The organism is Streptomyces sp. NPDC056600 (assembly GCF_042792855.1).
Lineage (GTDB): Bacteria > Actinomycetota > Actinomycetes > Streptomycetales > Streptomycetaceae > Streptomyces.
Window position 1 is genome coordinate 64,678 of the sequence record NZ_JBHTVQ010000034.1, and the last position, 18,726, is coordinate 83,403.

General features: G+C 72.5%; 10 protein-coding genes. 7 read left to right on the forward strand and 3 right to left on the reverse strand.

Annotated elements, in window-relative coordinates:
* Positions 1-173: 173 nt before the first annotated feature.
* Positions 174-3,017 carry a glycoside hydrolase family 3 C-terminal domain-containing protein gene (locus ACFRAV_RS18485; protein ID WP_382556781.1) on the reverse strand — a complete coding sequence of 948 codons (2,844 nt, stop codon included), beginning with the start codon at positions 3,015-3,017 and terminating at the stop codon, positions 174-176.
* 359 nt (positions 3,018-3,376) lie between these two features.
* On the opposite strand from ACFRAV_RS18485, the gene ACFRAV_RS18490 reads away from it, so the two are divergent.
* The 6 genes from ACFRAV_RS18490 (at position 3,377) to ACFRAV_RS18515 (ending at position 12,159) form a co-directional block, all read left to right on the forward strand.
* Positions 3,377-5,065, forward strand: coding sequence for an extracellular solute-binding protein (locus tag ACFRAV_RS18490; RefSeq protein ID WP_382556784.1), 1,689 nt, complete (start codon positions 3,377-3,379; stop codon positions 5,063-5,065).
* Between the two features lie 26 nt (positions 5,066-5,091).
* Positions 5,092-6,150: an ABC transporter permease gene (locus ACFRAV_RS18495; protein ID WP_382556786.1), complete on the forward strand. Its 1,059-nt coding sequence runs from the start codon at positions 5,092-5,094 to the stop codon at positions 6,148-6,150.
* Positions 6,147-7,157: an ABC transporter permease subunit gene (locus ACFRAV_RS18500; protein WP_382556787.1), complete on the forward strand. Its 1,011-nt coding sequence runs from the start codon at positions 6,147-6,149 to the stop codon at positions 7,155-7,157. The genes ACFRAV_RS18495 and ACFRAV_RS18500 overlap by 4 nt, the downstream gene beginning before the upstream one ends.
* Positions 7,158-7,224: 67 nt before the next feature.
* Entirely contained in the window at positions 7,225-9,213 is a 1,989-nt protein-coding gene (locus ACFRAV_RS18505) for a beta-galactosidase (RefSeq protein ID WP_382556789.1), read from the forward strand.
* Entirely contained in the window at positions 9,210-11,414 is a 2,205-nt protein-coding gene (locus ACFRAV_RS18510; protein WP_382556792.1) for a glycoside hydrolase N-terminal domain-containing protein, read from the forward strand. Before ACFRAV_RS18505 ends, ACFRAV_RS18510 begins: the two co-directional genes overlap by 4 nt.
* 31 nt (positions 11,415-11,445) lie before the next feature.
* On the forward strand, positions 11,446-12,159 hold the full coding sequence (locus ACFRAV_RS18515) for a hypothetical protein (protein WP_382556793.1): 714 nt from the start codon (positions 11,446-11,448) through the stop codon (positions 12,157-12,159).
* A gap of 129 nt (positions 12,160-12,288) precedes the next feature.
* Here the strand turns inward: ACFRAV_RS18515 and ACFRAV_RS18520 are convergent, their stop codons facing one another.
* Both ACFRAV_RS18520 and ACFRAV_RS18525 read right to left on the reverse strand, forming a co-directional pair.
* Positions 12,289-14,334 (reverse strand): TIM-barrel domain-containing protein, encoded by a 2,046-nt coding sequence (locus ACFRAV_RS18520; protein WP_382556796.1) that lies wholly within the window; start codon positions 14,332-14,334, stop codon positions 12,289-12,291.
* Between the two features lie 120 nt (positions 14,335-14,454).
* Positions 14,455-15,492 carry a LacI family DNA-binding transcriptional regulator gene (locus ACFRAV_RS18525; protein WP_382556799.1) on the reverse strand — a complete coding sequence of 346 codons (1,038 nt, stop codon included), beginning with the start codon at positions 15,490-15,492 and terminating at the stop codon, positions 14,455-14,457.
* Between the two features lie 498 nt (positions 15,493-15,990).
* Here ACFRAV_RS18525 and ACFRAV_RS18530 point away from each other — a divergent pair, with 498 nt between their 5' ends.
* Positions 15,991-18,675 (forward strand): cellulose binding domain-containing protein, encoded by a 2,685-nt coding sequence (locus tag ACFRAV_RS18530; protein ID WP_382556800.1) that lies wholly within the window; start codon positions 15,991-15,993, stop codon positions 18,673-18,675.
* The last annotated feature ends 51 nt before the right edge of the window (positions 18,676-18,726 follow it).

The following is an 18,726-nucleotide window of genomic DNA, read 5'->3' on the forward strand; positions in this document are numbered from 1 at the left end:
GCGGACTCCGAGCCGTGCGGACGCCGACCCGCACGGAGCGCAGGCCGAAGGCCGACGCCCTCGCACCCCCCGCTGTCACCCGAACCCGAACCGTGCCCGCGCGGACGCCAACCCGCGCGGGCACACCCGCCGCGAAAGGCGCCCCCGCGTCCTCAGCCCGTGAACCCGATCCGTCAGCCCGTGAACCCGATCCGTGCCAGCCGCAACGCCCCGCGCAGCAGTACCCGCACGTCGTGCACGCCGCGCGCGGCCAGGGGCGCGCTCAGCACGGCGTAGTCGTACGGACCCGCCGTGGGGCCCTCCGGGCCGAGCCGGACCGCGGGGGAGCCGTCGCCGAGGAACAGCTCCACACTCCCCGCCCCCGACACCTCCACGACCACCCCGGTCACCCCCGACCCGAAGTCGCAGCTCCGGTAGAGCAGTTCACCTCTCTCTCCGCCCACGGGAGTGACCGCGTCACCGTCCACCTTGGTCCGGTCGACGATCTCGACACCCCTCTGCTCGTCGAACGAGGCCGCGTCGATCCCGCGCTCCGGTACCGGCCGGGGAACCGCGGGCTCGCCGTCCACCGTCACCGTCGCCCGCAGCCGGACGTCCTCGCTGGAGGCGCCGACCAGGAACTCGTAGGCGCCTGCCTCCACCCGGAGCCGGCCCAGCGCCACGTCCCAGAAGGCGAGCTGCGACAGCGGGACGTCGAAGGAGACGACCGAGCTCCGCCCCGGCTCCAGCACCTCACGCCGGTGCGCGAACAGTTCACGCCGCGGACGCGGAACGGACGGCGCCACCGCCCGGATGTAGAGCTGCGCCACCTCGGCCGCGGCGACGCCGCCCGCGTTGGTGAGCGAGAAGGAGACCCGCACCGCATCCCCCTCGACCCGCGCCGAGAGGTCCCCGTAGGCGAACGCGGCGTACGACAGACCGTGCCCGAAGGGGAACAGCGGCCGGCCCTCGAAGTAGAGGTACGTCTGCCGGGAGGCGATCAGGTCGTAGTCGAGCAGCGAGGGCAGGTCGGCGTCGTCCGCGTACCAGGTCTGCGGAAGCCGCCCCGAGGGGGAGACGTCACCGGCGAGCACCCGCGCCAGGGCGGTCCCCGCGGCCTGGCCGCCGTGCGCGCTCCACAGCACGGCGGGGACGTCCTCGACGTCGACCGCGTACGGGTAGGACGACACCAGCGCCAGCACCGTCCGCGCGTTCGCGGCGCGGGCGGCGCGCAGCAGTCGCTCCTGGTGCGCGGGCAGCCGCAGCGTCCCGCGGTCCTCGGTCTCGCGGCCGTTGATGTGCGGGTCGTTGCCGGCGACCACCACGACCACGTCCGCACCTTCGGCGACCGCGGCCACCGCCTCCTCGCCGCGCGCGGTCCAGACCGTGCGGAAGACCTCCCCGGCCCCGCCCTCCTCCGCGACCCGCACACCGTCGGCGCCGACCGTCACGTACCGTCCGGTGCCCAGGTGCCGCAGCAGATGGCCGTCCTCGTGAGGCTCCAGACGGAAGGTTTCCTGGACCACCCACCCTCCCGGGCGGTCGGCCGACGCGCGCACGCAGCCGTCCTCCGCGACCGAGAGATGACGGCCGTCCGGCGCACGCAGCGTCAGCACCCCCTCGCCCCAGTCGACGACGGCGAACTCGGTGCCCGTCTCCCCGGTCGTCAGCGGGGGCAGGTCGGTGCGGCCCGTCAGCAGCGCCGGATCCAGGGCGCCCTCGGCGTCGCGGGCCGAGCCGGAGGCCCCGGTCGCCCGCGGTACCCGCAGGAAGGAGCCCGCGGCGGTCCGCAGCAGGACGCGGTCCACCCCCTCGGCGAACTCCACCCGCTCCGCGCCGAACCGCTCCCGCAGTCCCGCCAGCGGTGTGCGGCCGCGGATCAGGGCCCCGCTGTACCAGTCGACCTTGCACTCGTCGGCGAGCAGCCCGACCACCGCCACCCGGTCGCCGGGCGCGAGCGGCAGCACGCCCTCGTTCCTCAGCAGCACGACCGACTGCTCGGCGGCTTCTTGGGCGAGCGCCTGGTGCTCCGGCGTGTCGAAGGCATGGTCGCGCGCGTGCGGACCCCCGTCCGGGTCGAACTCGCCCAGCCGCAGACGCACCGACAGCTGCCGGGCCACGGCACGGTCCAGGTCGGCCTCCTCCAGCAGCCCCTCGCTCAGAGCCTTGCGGATCCGGCCCACCGTCGTCGCGCTGTCCTCGCCGTGATCGGTGAAACTGTCCACGCCCGCCCGCAAGGAGGCCGCCAGTGCCTGCTCGTGGGTGTCGAAATAGTGCTCGGAGTCGACCAGGTTCGACGGCGCCCCCGCGTCCGAGCAGACCAGCAGATCCTGGTCGGTCCAGGTGCGCAGCGGATCCCGCAGGTACGGCGAGACATGGTTCGGGCGGCCGTTGACCAGGTTGTACGCGGGCATCACCCCGGCGACCGCGCCCGCCTCCACCGCGCCGCGGAAGGCACGCAGGTCGTACTCGTGCAGCACCCGCGGACGCACGGAGCTGGACGCGGTGTCGCGGTCCGTCTCGTTGTTGTGCGCCAGCCAGTGCTTGAGCACCGGCGCCGAGCGCCAGTACACCGGGTGGTCGCCCCGCAGGCCACGGGTGTACGCGGCGGCGAGCACCGAGGTGAGGCGGGCGTCCTCGGAGTAGCCCTCCTCGTTGCGGCCCCACAGCGGATGCCGCAGCGGATTGACCACCGGCGCCCACACGTTGAGCCCCACCCGTGCGTCACGGGCGCGCATCGCCCTCAGCTCCCGCGACACCGCCTCGCCCACCCGGCGCACCAGGCCAGGGTTCCAGGTCGCCCCCAGTCCCACCGCCTGGGGGAACACGGTGGCCGGCCCCATCCACGCGACGCCGTGCAGCGCCTCCTGACCGGTCCGGAAGGCGGCGACGCCGAGGCGCTCGACGGCCGGCACGAACTGGTGCAGGAACGCCGCCTTCTCCTCCACCGTGAGACGTGACAGCAGGTCCTCCACGCGCCGGGCGAACGGCAACCGAGGATCACGGAACGGAGGCAGGGACGGCGGCGCTGCGGTCACGGGTGGTCCCCCTGGCGCTGGAAGGGCGGGCTGCTTTCGAAGCGCTTCGATGCTCGACGGCACCCCCCGCGGGTGTCAAGGCGGCCGGTGCCCCCAATCCCTTCTCGCACCGGCAAGCCCCGCACCGCATGCGAACAAGGCGGCCGGTTCCCGCTCCCAGGAAGTTTCGAAACGAGTCTTGTGCGCCCCATGGTGTTCACCTAACCTCGCTGCACATCGAAGCGCTTCGACAGGGCCGCATCCGGCGTCCCCGTCGTCGACCACCGTTCCAGCTCAGCCAGTTCAGCCAGCTCCGCCGAAGACACCGCAGCCGACCGGCCACCGCCGAGTGTCCTGGTGCGCCACGAAGGGTTGACGCAATGACGCCGAACGCCGCCCCCACCTCCGCCGGCCCCAGCCGCAGGAGCTTCCTCGCCTCCACCGCGGTCGTCACCGCCGCGGTGGCCGGCGGGATGCCGCTGCTCGCCGCCTGCGGTGGCGAGCAGGAGGACCGCAAGGAGGGCGCCACCTCCGGCAAGGACGCACGCAAACTCCTCCCGGCCTTCGTGGCGTCGAACGTCGTCACGCCGGACCTGCCGACGAAGAACGGATCGGCGGCCGGCTTCACCAAGGCGATCCCCGCGGCCGAACTGAAGACCTCGGTCCCGAGCAAGCTGGGCAGCGGCGGCGCCCTCACCGTCATGTCGCCCTTCTGGGGGACCCCGCCCAAGGGTGACAACCCGTACTACAAGGCGATGGACGAGGCCGCCGGCGTCAAGGTCACCTGGCAGAACCAGGACGGCAACACCTACGACCAGAAGCTCGGCGCCGTCCTCGCCTCCAGCACCATCCCCGACGTCGTGGTCGTCCCCGGCTGGAACCTGATGGGCCGCATACCCAGCGCCATCAACGCCAAGTTCGCCGACCTCGGCCCCTACCTGTCCGGCGACAAGGTCAAGGACTACCCCAACCTCGCCGCCGTGCCCACCGAGGCCTGGCAGCGCGGCATCTTCGGCGGGCAGCTGCGGGCGGTGCCCATGCCCGCGCCCTACATCACCGACATCGCACCCCTGTACCGCAAGGACGTGTTCGACGACGAGGGCTGGACGCCGCCCACCAGCCCGGACGAGTTCCTGTCCTGGGCCAAGGAGGCCACCGACGCCCGCTCCAAGCGCTGGGCCTGCGACGACATGAAGTGGACGGCCTTCAACATCTTCGGCACCCTCTCCGGCAGCGACAAGGCCCTGTGGTGGAACCTGGAGGGCGACAAGCTGGTCAACCGCGTCGAGACCGACGCCTACCTCGAGGCTCTGGAGTGGACGCGCAAGCTCTACGCGGCCAAGGTGGTGCACCCCGACGCCGTGCAGGGCAAGACCGGCGGCGAGGCCGGCAACCGCTTCACCGCCGGCGAGGTGCTGGTCTACAACCAGAACATCTCCGACTGGTGGGGCAAGACCGCCGAACAGCGCACCCAGCGCGACGACTTCGAGATGGCCGCGTTCGACATCTTCGGCGCCGACGGCGGCGACCCGACCCTCTGGGCGGTCCAGCCCGCCAACATCTTCACCTTCATCTCCCGCAAGGCCACCGAGCAGCAGGTCAAGGACTTCCTCGCACTGTGCAACTTCTGCGCCGCTCCCTACGGCACCAAGGAGTTCATGCTCACCGCCTACGGCGTCGAGGGAACCGACTACGAGATCAAGGACGGGCTGCCGGTCAAGACCACGCAGGGCGTCAACGAGGTCAACGGCGCCTACGACTACACCGGCAACCCCGCCCCCTACATCGCCTATCCCGACCTGCCCGACGTCACCCGCGGCATGGTCGAGTGGCAGCAGCGCATGGGCGCCTTCACCAAGAAGTCCTCCTTCTTCGGCCTCACCGTCACCGAACCCAACCGCTGGTCCAACCTCGCCGACGACTTCGAGCAGCTCGAGGACGACGTGGTGCGCGGCCGTAAGAAGATCAGCGACGTGCAGCAGGCCGTGTCCGACTGGCGCTCCAAGGGCGGCGACGGCCTGCGCGACTGGTACCGCAAGCTGCTCGACGACAGCGGCACCGCCAAGTGAGCCCGACAGGACGCGAGGAGTAGCCGGTGTCGCACAGCACGGTGCCCCGGAGCCCGGCCGGGACGCCCGACCCCGGGTCCGGCCCCGGGAAGAAGCGCCCGGCCGGCCGGGGCCGGACGACGAGGCGGGCCACGACGAGGCCCCCGGGGCGCGAGGGCGCGAAGCCCTTGCGCACCCGGTGGCGGCGCGACCGCACCCTCGTCCTGATGACCCTGCCGGCGCTGCTGCTGGTCCTGGTCTTCAACTACGTGCCGATCCTCGGCAACGTGGTCGCCTTCCAGGACTACGACCCCTACCTCAGCGAGAACGGGTTCGTCGCCGTCCTGGAGAGCCCCTGGATCGGGTTCGAGCAGTTCGAGCGGATCTTCGCGGACTCCGCGTTCTGGCACGCCGTGCGGAACACCTTCGTGCTGTTCTTCCTTCAGCTGGTGCTGTTCTTCCCCATCCCCGTCGTGCTCGCCCTGCTCATCAACAGCGTGGTCCGCCCCCGGGTGCGGGCCGTCGCCCAGGCGATCATGTACCTCCCGCACTTCTTCTCCTGGGTCCTCGTCGTCACCGTCTTCCTGCAGATCTTCGGCGGCGCGGGCATCATCGCGCAGACCCTCCGTCAGCACGGCTACGAGGGCTTCGACCTGATGACCGACCCGGAGGTCTTCAAGTACCTGGTCACCCTGCAGGCCGTCTGGAAGGACGCCGGCTGGGGCATCATCGTCTTCCTCGCCGCGCTCTCCTCCGTCCCCGGCGAGCTGTACGAGGCCGCCGCCATGGACGGCGCCGGACGCCTGCGCCGCATGTGGCACGTCACCCTGCCCGCCCTGCGCCCGGTGATCGCCCTCCTCCTGGTCCTGCGGGTGGGCGACGCCCTCACCGTCGGATTCGAGCAACTCCTCCTCCAACGGCAGGCCGTGGGGATCGAGGCCTCCGAGGTCCTCGACACCTACGTCTGGTGGAACGGCATCCGCAACCAGGACTTCGGCTACGCCGCCGCGGCGGGACTGATCAAGGGCCTGGTCGGCCTGGCCCTCGTGCTCGGCGCCAACAAGGTCGCCCACCTCATGGGCGAACAGGGGGTCTACCGCAAATGACCACCGTCCTCGGCACACCGGCCGGCGGGCCGCCGGCCGACGGCACCCCCGCGGACGACGCGCCGGCCCACGGCGGGCAGCGCTCCGCCGGACCCGGCCCGCGGCCCGGCCGGTGGGGCGCCCCGCCCCGCCCCGCGTGGGAGGAGGAGCCCTCCCCGGCCGGACAGGCGGGCAAGGGCTTCGCCCTCGGCCTGGCCTGCCTGTCGATCCTCTTCCCGCTGTGGATCGTCGTCGTCACCAGCCTCCAGACGAAGAAGACCATCGACGAGGCCGGCGGCCTGGTCGTGATCCCGAAGAGCATCACCTTCGTCGCCTACCAGGAACTGCTCGGCGGAGGGCAGGTGCAGCGCGCCACCCTGGTCAGCGTCGGCGTGACCCTGGTCGGCACCCTCTTCAGCATGGCCGTCTCGGTGCTCTGCGCCTACGGCCTCTCCCGCAGCGGCTCCCTCGGCCACCGCTGGATCCTGATGACCCTGCTCGCCACCATGTTCTTCGGAGCGGGCCTCATCCCCACCTACCTGCTGGTGCAGGCCCTCGGCCTCACCGACACCTACCTGGCGCTGATCCTGCCCAGCGCCGTCAGCGTCTTCAACATCCTGGTCCTGCGCGCCTTCTTCATGAACATCTCCCAGGAACTGATCGACAGTGCCCGCATCGACGGAGCGGGGGAGTGGCGCATCCTCTTCCGCATCGTCCTGCCGCTCTCCCGGGCCGTGATCGCGGTCATCGCCCTCTTCTACGCGGTGGGCTACTGGAGCGCCTGGTTCAACGCGTCGATCTACCTGACGGACCAGGACATGATGCCGCTGCAGAACGTCATGATCCAGCTCGTCCAGCGCGAGCAGCGGCCGGTGGGCCTGGCCGCCCAGATCAACACCGGCGAACTCTCCCCGCTGGCCATCCAGATGGCCGTGATGGTGATGGCGCTGCTGCCCGTCGCCGTGCTGTCGCCCTTCGTCCAGACGCACTTCAAGGAGGGCATGCTCACCGGCGCCGTCAAGGGCTGACCCACGCCCTGCGCCCTCCGACCGCACCGCCTCCCTGCCCGCCATCCCTGCGAACGGGGTCACCGCCATGGACGCGTCCCCCACGAACCGTCCCACCCTCGCCGACGTCACCCGCGGCCGCATCCTCTTCGGCGGCGACTACAACCCGGAGCAGTGGCCCGAGGAGACCTGGCACGAGGACGTCCGCCTGATGCGGGCGGCCGGCGTCAACTCCGTCACCGTCGGCGTCTTCTCCTGGTCCCGTCTCGAACCGACGCCCGGCAAAAGGGACTTCGGCTGGCTCGACCGGCTGATGGACCTCCTGCACGAGGCCGGCGTCGGCGTCGTCCTCGCCACCCCGACCGCCTCCCCGCCGCCCTGGCTCGGCCACCTCCACCCCGAGACCCTGCCGCGCGACGAGGACGGCCACGTCGAGTGGTGGGGCGGCCGCCAGCACTTCTCCCACTCCAGCGCCGCCTACCGCCGGCACGCCGCCGCGATCACCGAGGACCTCGCGGCCCGCTACGCCCGCCACCCCGCCCTGACCATGTGGCACATCAACAACGAGTACTGCACCTACGACTGGGGCGACGAGGCCGCGGCCCGCTTCCGCGACTGGCTGCGCCACCGCCACGGCACCCTCGCCGCCCTCAACGAGGCCTGGGGCACCGCCTTCTGGAGCCAGGACTACGGAGACTGGGAACAGGTGCTGCCGCCCCGCCGCGCGCACTACCTGAAGAACCCCGCCCAGGTGCTCGACTTCCGGCGCTTCACCTCCGACATGCTCCTCGAGTGCTTCACGGCCGAACGCGACATCGTCCGCCGCCACACCCCGCACCTGCCGGTCACCACCAACTTCATGCCGCTGTGGGCGGGACAGGACGCCTGGCGCTGGGCCGAGGAGGAGGACGTCGTCTCCGTCGACCTCTACCCCGACCCCCGCGACCCGCTCGGCGCGCAGAGCGGCGCCCTCGTGCAGGACATGACCCGCTCCCAGGCCCGCGGCCCGTGGATGCTCATGGAACAGGCCGCCGGCGCGGTCAACTGGCGCGGCGTCAACCACCCCAAGCCCCGCGGACTCAACCGCCTGTGGACCCTGCAGGCGGTGGCCCGCGGCGCCGACGCCGTCTGCTACTTCCAGTGGCGCCAGTCGCGTCAGGGGGCCGAGAAGTTCCACTCCGGCATGCTCGGCCACGCGGGACCGCGAGGCCGCACCCACCAGGAGATCAGGCAGCTCGGCGCCGACCTCGCCCGCATCGCCCCGCACGTCCACGGCGGCCGCGTCACCGCCGACATCGCCGTGCTGCACGACTGGCACTCCTGGTGGGCGGGCGACCAGGAAGCCCGCCCCTCACGCGCCACCGACTACCCGCACATCCTCGGCGCCTGGCACCGCGCCCTGTGGCAGGCCCACCTCACCACGGACTTCGCCCACCCCGAACACGACCTGTCCGCCTACCGGATGGTCGTCGTCCCCCAGCTCTACCTCCTCACCGACGCCGCCGTCGACAACCTCCTCGCCCACGTCGCCCGCGGCGGCACCCTCGTCTGCGGCTACATGACCGGCCTGGCCGACGAGAACGACCGGATCCGCCCCGGCACGATGGACGCCCGGCTGCGCGACCTGTTCGGCATCCGCACCCTCCACGAATGGTGGCCGCTGGAGGAGGGCGAGAGCGTCCGCTGCGCCGGCTTCCGCGGCACCCTGTGGTCCGAGGAGCTGGAGGCCGACGGCACCGCCGACGAGACCACGCCCTACCAGGGCGGCGAACTCGACGGCCTGCCCGCCGTCCTGCGCAAGGGCCGCGCCTGGTACCTCTCCACCCTCCCCGAACCCGAACCGCTGCGCGCCCTGCTCACCAGGGCGGCCGCCGCCGCGGGCATCCGGCCGCCCCTCGACGGCCTGCCCGACCACGTCGAAGCGGTACGCCGCGGCGCCCTGCTCTTCCTCCTCAACCACGGCCCCGAACCGGTCACCGTCGACGTCCCCGGCACTCACCACGACCTCCTGACGGGCGCCACCCGCACCGACCGGGTCACCCTCGCCCACCGCGGCGCCGCGGTCCTGCGGCCATGAGCGCGACCCCCGTCCACGGCACCTGGGAGCCGCACCCCGCCGCCCGCTGGGAGGACGCCTACCTCAGCGGAAACGGCCGGCACGGCGCCATGGCCTTCGGCCACCCCCACGACGAACAGGTGATCGTCACCCACCACACCCTGGTCCGCCCCGACCCCGACGGCCAGGACGACCACGACCGGCACCCTCCCCGCCTCGCCCACCGCCTCCGCGAGATCCAGGACCGCCTCCTCGCCGGAGACCGCACCGCCGCCGAGGACCTCACCGACGGCCGCCCGCTGCGCTGGGTCCGGCCCTTCCACCCCGCCTTCCGGATCCGCATGCGCCTCTCGCCGGGCGACCTCGGCGACCACCGCCGCACCCTCGACTTCCGCACCGGCGTGGCCGCGACCCACTGCGCCGGCCGCACCGCGCGGCTCTTCGTCTCCCGCGCCGACGACGTCCTCGTCCAGCACGTCACCGCCCCCGCCGCCGCCCTCGACATCGCCCTGGACCACCGCCTCCCCGGCGCCCCCGGGACACTCGACGTCCGCCACGACACCGTCCTCACCCCCGACGGCACCCTGCTCGGCCTGCGCGTGCGCTACCCGGGCAGCACCCGCGGCTACACCGGCGTCACCCTCGTCGCCGGTGTAGCCGCCACCCCAGGCCCCCGGGGAGCACGCGTGGAGGACGCCCGGTCCGTCCTGCTGCTCACCCGGGTCCGGCGGCACACCGGCGAGAGCGACACCCGCGCCGAGGGCCGGGCCCTGCGCGACCTGCTCCACCTCGCGTGCGGCTCCTTCGACGCCCTCCTCGCCCGCCACCTGCCCCACCACCGCACCGCCTACGACCGCGTCACCCTCGACCTCGCCGCCGACCCCGCCGAACGCGCCCTGCCGGGCTCCGCGCTGCTCACCCGGCCGGACAGCCCCGCCCTCACCGAACGGCTCTTCGCCGCCGGCCGCTACCACCTGCTCTCCTCCAGCGGCCTCAACCCGCCCCGCCTCACCGGCCTGTGGACCGGAGACTGGGACACCGCCTGGTCCGGCGCCTTCACCACCGACGCCAACCTCAACCTCCAGACCGCCTCCGCCACCGCCGCCGCCCTCCCCGAGGTCACCGCGGCCCTCGCCTCCCTCGTCCACCGCCAGCTGCCCGACTGGCGCGACAACGCCCGCGCCGTCTTCGGCGCCCGCGGCGTGGTCGCCCCCGCCCACACCGACGGCGCCACCGGCCACGCCTACCACTTCGACCGCGCATACCCCCTCCACCTGTGGACCGCCGGCGCCGACTGGCTGCTCAAACCACTCGTCGACCACGACGAGACCCACGGCCGTCGCGACCCGCGCACCGCCGCCGCCCTCGCCGAGGTCGCCGCGTTCTACGAGGACTTCCTCACCCGCACGGACAGCGAGGGCCGACTCGCCGTCGTCCCCTCCTACTCACCCGAGAACCGCCCCACCGGCGGCAGTTGGGGCGCTCTCAACGCCGCCATGGACCTCTCCGCCGCCCGCCACGCCCTGCTCACCGCCGCCACCTACCACCCGGAGCACGCAGACCGCTGGCGCGCCCTGGCCGCGGCCCTCCCGCCGCACCGGATCAACGCCGACGGAGCACTCGCCGAATGGGCCTGGCCCGGCCTCGAGGACGCCTACGACCACCGCCACCTCAGCCACCTCTACGGCGTCTGGCCGCTCGAGGAGATCACCCCCCACGACACCCCCGAACTCGCCGCCGCCGCGCACCGCGCCCTGTGCCTGCGCGGCGCCGAGAACGACTCCGCCCACGGCCACCTCCACCACGCCCTGATCGCGGCCCGCCTCCACGACGGCGACCGTGTCGGACACGCCCTCCACCAGGTCCTGCACGGCGACCACTTCCACGCCTCGCTGATGAGCTCGCACTACCCGCGCCGCGACGTCTACAACGCCGACGCCGCCCACACCCTGCCCGCCGTGCTCATCGAGGCCCTTGTCCGGTCCACCCCCGACCGCCTCGTCCTGCTCCCCGCCCCGCCCCCGGCCCACCCCCGCGGCGCATTGCGCGGCATCCGCACCCGCTTCGGCGCCGGCCTCGACCTGACCTGGACCCCCGACGGCGCCACCGCCGTCCTGCGCCCCACCCGCACCCACCGCATCGAACTCAGGACTTCGACCGGAGCCCGGTCGCTCGACCTGGCCGCCGGCGAGGACTGCGTCCTGACCCTCAGGACGCGGTGACCGCGTTCCCCCCACCCATGGAAGGACCACCATGGCCAACCGCACCGTCCGCACCCTCCTCAAGGCCCTGCTGGCGCCCGCCCTCGCCCTGGGCGTCACCGCCGGCCTCGCCACCGCACCCGCCCAGGCCGCCGTCTGGAACACCTGCGACCAGTGGGGCAACACGAACCTGGGCGGCTACACCCTCTACAACAACATCTGGGGCTCCGGCGCCGGCGCCCAGTGCGTCTGGGCCAACTCCGGCACCAACTGGGGAGTGTGGGCCAACCACCCCAACACCGGCGGCATCAAGTCCTACCCGAACTCCAAGAAGGTCGTGAACCGCAGCATCTCCTCGCTGCGCACCCTCACCAGCAGCTACAGCGTCAGCGTGCCGTCCGCGGGGGCCTACAACACCTCGTACGACATCTGGGACACCGACTACGACTACGAGATCATGCTCTGGGTCAACCAGTACGGCCCGGTCGGCCCGCTCGGCAGTCCCCAGGGCACCGTCACCCTCGGTGGCCACACCTGGAACGTCTACAAGGGCGACAACGGCTCCAACCAGGTCTTCTCGTTCCTGCGCACCTCCCGCTCCACCTCCGGAACGGTCGACATGCTGCCCATCCTCCGCTGGATCAAGGACACCAAGCGCTGGATGGGCGACGAGACCATCGGCGACGTCCAGTTCGGCTACGAGATCACCTCGTCCTCGGGCGGCATGGACTTCCGCACCGACAACCTGACCGTCACCGCCGGCTGACGAGAGGAACGGGGCCGCCCGCACCCCACGGGCGGCCCCTACCGCCCGGTCCGGGACCCGTTGGACCGGGCGGTGCTCGAAGACCGGTGCTCGAAGACCGGTGCTTGACCGAACCGGCGGCGGTTCGCCCTACGGCTCCCGGACCGGCAGAACCGCACCGTCGCGCAGGAACAGCGGAATCCGCTCCAGCGGCGCGTCCACGGTCACCGCCCCACCGCCCTCGTACACCGCGTCCGTCCACGCGTCCGTCCAGCGCGCGCCCTCCGGCAGGTACACCGTCCGGTCCGTGGCCCCGGCCTCCAGGACCGGCGCGACCAGCAGATCACGTCCGAGGAGATACGCGTCGTCCACCGACCAGCAGGCCCCGTCACCGGGGAACTCCAGGAACAGCGGCCGCATCACCGGCAGCCCCTCCTCGTGCGCCTCCCGCATGACCTCCAGGACGTACGGCCGCAGCCGCTCCCGCAGGCGCAGGTACCGCTCCAGGACCGCCCCGGCCTTCTCCCCGTACGCCCACACCTCGTTCGGGCCGCCCGTCATCTCCGGGCCCAGCGGCATGCCGGGCTCGCGGAAGCCGTGCAGACGCATCAGGGGCGACAGCGCGCCGAACTGGAACCAGCGCACCATCACCTCGCGGTACGCGGCGTCCTGCGGATCGCCGCCGTGGAAGCCGCCGATGTCCGTGTTCCACCAAGGGATCCCCGACAACGCCGTGTTGAGACCCGCCGCGATCTGACGCCGCAGCGTGGCGAAGTCCGTGCCGATGTCGCCGGACCACAGGGCTGCGCCGTGCCGCTGACTGCCCGCCCACGCCGAGCGGTTGAGGGTGATCACCTCCTGCTCGCCGGCGGCCAGGAGTCCTTCGTGGAAGGCCCGGGAGTTCTCCGCCGGGTACAGGTTGCCGACCTCCAGACCCGGACCCGCCCAGTACCGCAGGTTCTCCGGGAACCCCGGCTTCAGCTCCGGCTCGCACGCGTCCAGCCAGAAGGCGGTGATGCCGTAGGGATCCAGGTAGTTCTCCTTGATCCGCGACCAGACGAACTCCCGCGCCTCGGGATTGGTGGCGTCGTAGAACGCCACCTGCACCGTGCTCGCGACCTCCTTGTCCGGCCAGTCCGCGTGCGCCAGCGGCCCGTACTGCGTGCCGATGAACAGGCCGCGCTGCTCCATCACCGGATGGTTCTCGCTCAGCGGCGACACCGACGGCCACACCGACACGACCAGCTTGACGCCGAGCTCCTCCAGCTCCCGCACCATCGCGGCGGGATCCGGCCACTCCTTCGGGTCGAACCTCCACTCGCCCAGATGCGTCCAGTGGAAGAAGTCGCAGACGATCGCCGACAGCGGCAGACCCCGGCGCCGGTACTCCCGCGCCACCTCCAGCAGTTCCTCCTGCGTGCGGTACCGCAGCTTGCTCTGCCAGAAGCCGGCCGCCCACTCGGGAAGCATCGGGGTGCGGCCCGTCACCGCGCTGTACCGGCGCTGCCCCGCCGCCGGATCGCCCGCGGTGATCCAGTAGTCGATCTGGCGGGCCGAGTCCGCCACCCACCGGGTCCCGTTGTACGCGAGCTCGACCCGGCCGATCGCCGGGTTGTTCCACAGCAGCGTGTAGCCGCGGCTGGAGGTGAGCACCGGGATGCCGACCTCGGCGTTGCGCTGCACCAGATCGACGACCAGGCCCTTCTGGTCCAGCCGTCCGTGCTGGTGCTGCCCCAGGCCGTACAGCCGCTCGTCGTCGTAGGCGGCGAACCGCTGCTCGAGCCGGTGGTGCCCGTTGCCGACCGCGGTGTACAGCCGGGGCCCGGGCCACCAGAAGTGGGCGCGCTCCTCGGCCAGCAGCTCCCCACCGTCGTCGGTGCGCAGGAAACGGACCAGGCCCTCGGCGTCGATCTCGGCGGTGAGCGAGCCCACCGTGAGCCGGCCCCGCCCGCCCTCGATCTTCACCGTGCACCCGGCGCCGGGAGCCTCGGGGAGCAGCGCCCCGGGAAGGTCCTGGAGCACCGGGCCGCCCAGGCGGGCCCGCACCCTGACCGCGTCGGGCCCCCACGGCTCGATCCGCACGGTCTCCTGGCGCCCGCTCCACTCCAGGGCCCCATCCCGCTCCCGGAGCGCGCCCACCGTGGGCGAGGACTGGGCGAGGCTGATCTTGGGCTGCGGCTCGGAGGTCTGGGTCACGAGGCATGCTCCTGGGGGAGGACGGAAGTGGGCAGGAACCGTGGCGCGGTGGCGGCGGGCGGACAGGACCGCGGCCTGGGGAGGGGCCCACGAGGAGGGGCCCGCGGGGACGGGCTACGGCTAGGCGGGAGCCGGCCCCGAACTCGCCCGCACCGTCAGCTCGGGCGCGAGCAGCACGACCTCGTCACCGTCCCGCCCCTCGAGCTTGGCGACCAGACGCTCCACGGCTCCCCGGCCCATCTCCTGGGCCGGCAGGGCGACGGACGTGAGCGCCACCGACGCCTGCACGGCGACCTGCTCGGGGCAGACCGCGACCACCGAGACGTCCTCGGGCACGGCCCGGCCCCGCTGGCGCAGCAGCGCGAGCAGGGGCTCGACCGCCGACTCGTTCTGCACCACGAAACCGGTGGTGTCCGGGCGTTCGTCCAGGATCCGGGCGAGTGTCACCGCGGTCGCGTCGTACCCGCCCGCGCACGGCCGGTGCAGCAGCCGCAGGCCCAGTTCCCGGCCCCGCGACCGCAGCCCGTCCAGGGTGCGTTCGGCGAAGCCGGTGTGCCGCTCGTACACCGCGGGCGCCTCGCCGATCACCGCGACGTCCCGGTGCCCCAGCGCCGCCAGGTGATCCACGCACAGCGCGCCGGTGGCCCGGAAGTCGAGGTCGACGCAGGTCAGGCCACTGGTGTCGGACGGCAGCCCGATCAGCACCGCGGGCTGCTCCTGCTCCCCGCCCGGCCGCCCCTGGCCGGCGCCGCCGCGCAGCAACGGCAGCCGCTCGTCGTCGAGTTCCACGTCCATCAGGATCATGCCGTCGGCCAGTCCGCTGCTGGTGACCCGGCGCACCGCGTCCGGACCCTCCTCGCCGGTGAGCAGCAGCACGTCGTAGCCGTGGGTGCGGGCCGTGGTGGCCACCGCGATCGCTATCTCCATCATCACCGGCACGTACATGTCGGTCCGCAGCGGCACCATCAGCGCGATGATGTTCGACCGGTTGCTGGCCAGTGCGCGCGCACCCGCGTTGGGGTGGTACCCCAGCTCCCGGATGCTGTGCTCGACCCGCTCCCGGGTTCCGGCGGAGATGGAGCGCTTGCCGCTGAGGACGTAACTGACGGTGCTGGCCGAGACTCCGGCGTGCTGGGCGACCTCGGCGAGGGTGACCATCCGGCTCTCCAAGCTCTGTGAAGCGCTTCGACGCCGAGGGTAGAACGGCTCAGCGGGAAGCGAGGGTGGTAGGACACTAACCCCGGCGGGCACGCGTGTCCAGAGTCGTCGAAGCGCTTCGACTGCGTCGAATTTCTTCGACTCCGCACGCGTCTTGACGCCGGGTCGGCGACCGATCGAAAGTGGGAGCGCTCCCAGTCGGGCGTGAACCGGCCCGAGGCTCCACGGAGTTCCCCCGCCCCCAGCCGGGCGTACCCCGTCGCGTGCGGCAAGCGGCCATCGAGCCGGACCCGACGGCCACGCCCCGCACCCCCCTGCCCCGGCGCCCCACGGGCCGCACCCCGCCCGCGCGGCCGGGGCGACGAGGAAGGAAGAGCTGTGCACGAGTCCCCTCCCCCCAGAGGCAGACCGCTGCCCGGTCGCACCCGGCCCACCACGCCGCCCCGGCCGTCAGCCGCCCCGAGACCGCGACGCGGCGTGCCGAGGGCCGGCCTCGTCGTGGCCACCGCCTTCGGCCTGCTGTGCGCCGCCCTGTTACCCGCCGCCGCGGCCCGGCCCACCGAACCGCAGGACAGCCCCGCGCGCACCCGGGCCGCCGCCGCGGCCGCCTCGGTCGACTGGAAGAACGTCCGCGTGGACGGCGGTGGCTTCGTTCCGGGCATCGTCTTCAACCGGAGCGAACCCGACCTCGCCTACGCCCGCACCGACATCGGCGGAGCCTACCGCTGGGTGGAGTCGACCAAGAGCTGGAAGCCCCTGCTCGACCACGTCGGCTGGGACGACTGGGGTCACACCGGAGTGATCGGCCTCGCCTCCGACAGCGTCGACCCGAACAAGGTGTACGCCGCGGTCGGCACCTACACCAACGACTGGGACCCCGGAAAGGGAGCCGTCCTGCGCTCCTCGGACCGGGGCGGGACCTGGGCCAAGGCGGACCTGCCCTTCAAACTGGGCGGCAACATGCCCGGCCGCGGCATGGGCGAGCGCCTGGCCGTCGACCCCCACCGCAACAGCGTCCTGTACCTGGGCGCCCCCAGCGGCAACGGCCTGTGGCGCTCCACCGACAGCGGCGCCACCTGGGCGAAGGTCACCTCGTTCCCCAACCCCGGCACGTACGTCGCCGACCCGGACGACGCCGGCGGCTACAACGGCGACATCCAGGGCATCTCCTGGGTGACCTTCGACGAGTCGACCGGCAGCGCCGGCGCCGCCACCCGGACCATCTACGTCGGGGTCGCCGACAAGGAGAACAACGTCTACCGCTCGACCGACGCGGGCGCCACCTGGTCCCGCGTGGCGGGTCAGCCGACCGGGCTGCTCGCCCACAAGGGTGTCCTGGACGCCGAGAACGGCTACCTGTACCTCGCCTACAGCGACACCGGCGGCCCCTACGACGGCTCCACCGGACAGGTCTGGCGCTACGACACCGGCGACGGCACCTGGAGCGACATCAGCCCGATGCCGGCGGCCGACACCTACTTCGGCTACAGCGGTCTGACCGTCGACCGGCAGAACCCCGGCACGGTCATGGTCACCGGCTACAGCTCCTGGTGGCCGGACACGCAGATCTTCCGCACCACCGACAGCGGCGCGAAGTGGACCAGGGCCTGGGAGTACAGCTCCTACCCGAACCGTTCGAACCGCTACACCATGGACATCACCTCCGTCCCCTGGCTCAACTGGGGCGCCAACCCCACACCGCCCGAGGAGACCCCCAAGCTCGGCTGGATGACCGAGGCACTGGAGATCGACCCGTTCGACTCCGACCGGATGATGTACGGCACCGGAGCGACCGTCTTCGGCACCGAGAACCTCACCCAGTGGGACAAGGGCGGAAAGCCCGTCATCAAGCCGATGGTGAAGGGACTGGAGGAGACAGCGGTCCTCGACCTGGTGGCCCCGCCCTCCGGCGCCACCCTCATCAGCGGCCTCGGCGACATCGGCGGCTTCCGGCACACCGACCTGAACGCGGTGCCGGCCAGGATGTTCCAGTCGCCCAACTTCACCTCCACCACCAGCCTGGACTACGCCGAGTCGAACCCGAACACCGTGGTGCGGGCCGGCAACGTGGACAGCGGCGCCCACATCGCCTTCTCCTCCGACAACGGCGCCAACTGGTGGGCCGGTTCGGACCCCTCCGGGGTGACGGGCGGCGGCACGGTCGCCGTGTCGGCGGACGGCGGCCGCTACGTCTGGAGCCCGGAGGGCGCGGGCGTGCACACCGGCTCAGGGTCCTCCTGGACGGCCTCCTCCGGCATCCCGGCCGGCGCCGTCGTCGAATCCGACCGCGTCGACACCAAGAAGTTCTACGGCTTCAAGGACGGCGCCTTCTACGTCAGCACCGACGGCGGCGCCACCTTCACCAAGCGCGCCTCCACCGGCCTGCCCGACGGGACGAGCGTGCGCTTCAAGGCGGTGCCCGGCCGCGGCGGCGACATCTGGCTGGCCGGAGGTGCCAAGGACAAGACCTACGGGCTGTGGCACTCCACCGACTCCGGCGCCACGTTCACCAAGGTGGGAGGCGTTCAGGAGGCCGACACCATCGGCTTCGGCAAACCCGCCCCCGGTGCCGCCTACCAGACCCTGTACACCAGTGCGAAGATCGGCGGCGTCCGCGGCGTCTTCCGCTCCACCGACGCCGGCGCGAACTGGGTACGCGTCAACGACGACAAGCACCAGTGGGGCTGGACCGGCTCCACGATCACCGGCGATCCGCGCGTGTACGGCAGGGTCTACGTCTCCACCAACGGCCGCGGCATCGTCTACGCCGACACCGCGGACATCCCCTCGCCGACCGACCCCACGGACCCGACCGATCCGACGGATCCCCCGGACCCCACGGATCCGCCGGACCCCGGCGACCCGAAGGGCGCCTGCACGGTCGACTACCGCGTCACCAACCAGTGGCAGGGCGGCTTCCAGGCCGAGGTCAAGCTGACCAACACCGGTGACAGCGCCTGGCAGGCGTGGAAGCTCGGCTGGTCCTACCCCGACGGCCAGCGCGTCACACAGCTCTGGAACGGCGCCTTCACCCAGAGCGGCGCCCAGGTGACGGTCACCAACGTCTCCTACAACGGACGCGTCGCCCCCGGCGGCTCGGTCACCGTCGGCCTCACGGGAACCTCGACGGGTTCCAACGGCACGCCCACGGCGTTCACCCGCGACGGCGCCGCCTGCGGCTGACCCCCGGCGGCCACCGTGCGCCGCGCCCCGCCCGGGAGCACCTCCGGGCGG

What these genes read in the sequence shown, in the direction of transcription:
- ACFRAV_RS18490 (WP_382556784.1), top strand. Translation starts at nt 3,377, where the DNA reads ATGACGCCGAACGCCGCCCCCACCTCCGCCGGCCCCAGCCGCAGGAGC.
- ACFRAV_RS18500 (WP_382556787.1), top strand. Translation starts at nt 6,147, where the DNA reads ATGACCACCGTCCTCGGCACACCGGCCGGCGGGCCGCCGGCCGACGGC.
- ACFRAV_RS18505 (WP_382556789.1), top strand. Translation starts at nt 7,225, where the DNA reads ATGGACGCGTCCCCCACGAACCGTCCCACCCTCGCCGACGTCACCCGC.
- ACFRAV_RS18510 (WP_382556792.1), top strand. Translation starts at nt 9,210, where the DNA reads ATGAGCGCGACCCCCGTCCACGGCACCTGGGAGCCGCACCCCGCCGCC.
- ACFRAV_RS18515 (WP_382556793.1), top strand. Translation starts at nt 11,446, where the DNA reads ATGGCCAACCGCACCGTCCGCACCCTCCTCAAGGCCCTGCTGGCGCCC.
- ACFRAV_RS18525 (WP_382556799.1), bottom strand. Translation starts at nt 15,492, where the DNA reads ATGGTCACCCTCGCCGAGGTCGCCCAGCACGCCGGAGTCTCGGCCAGC.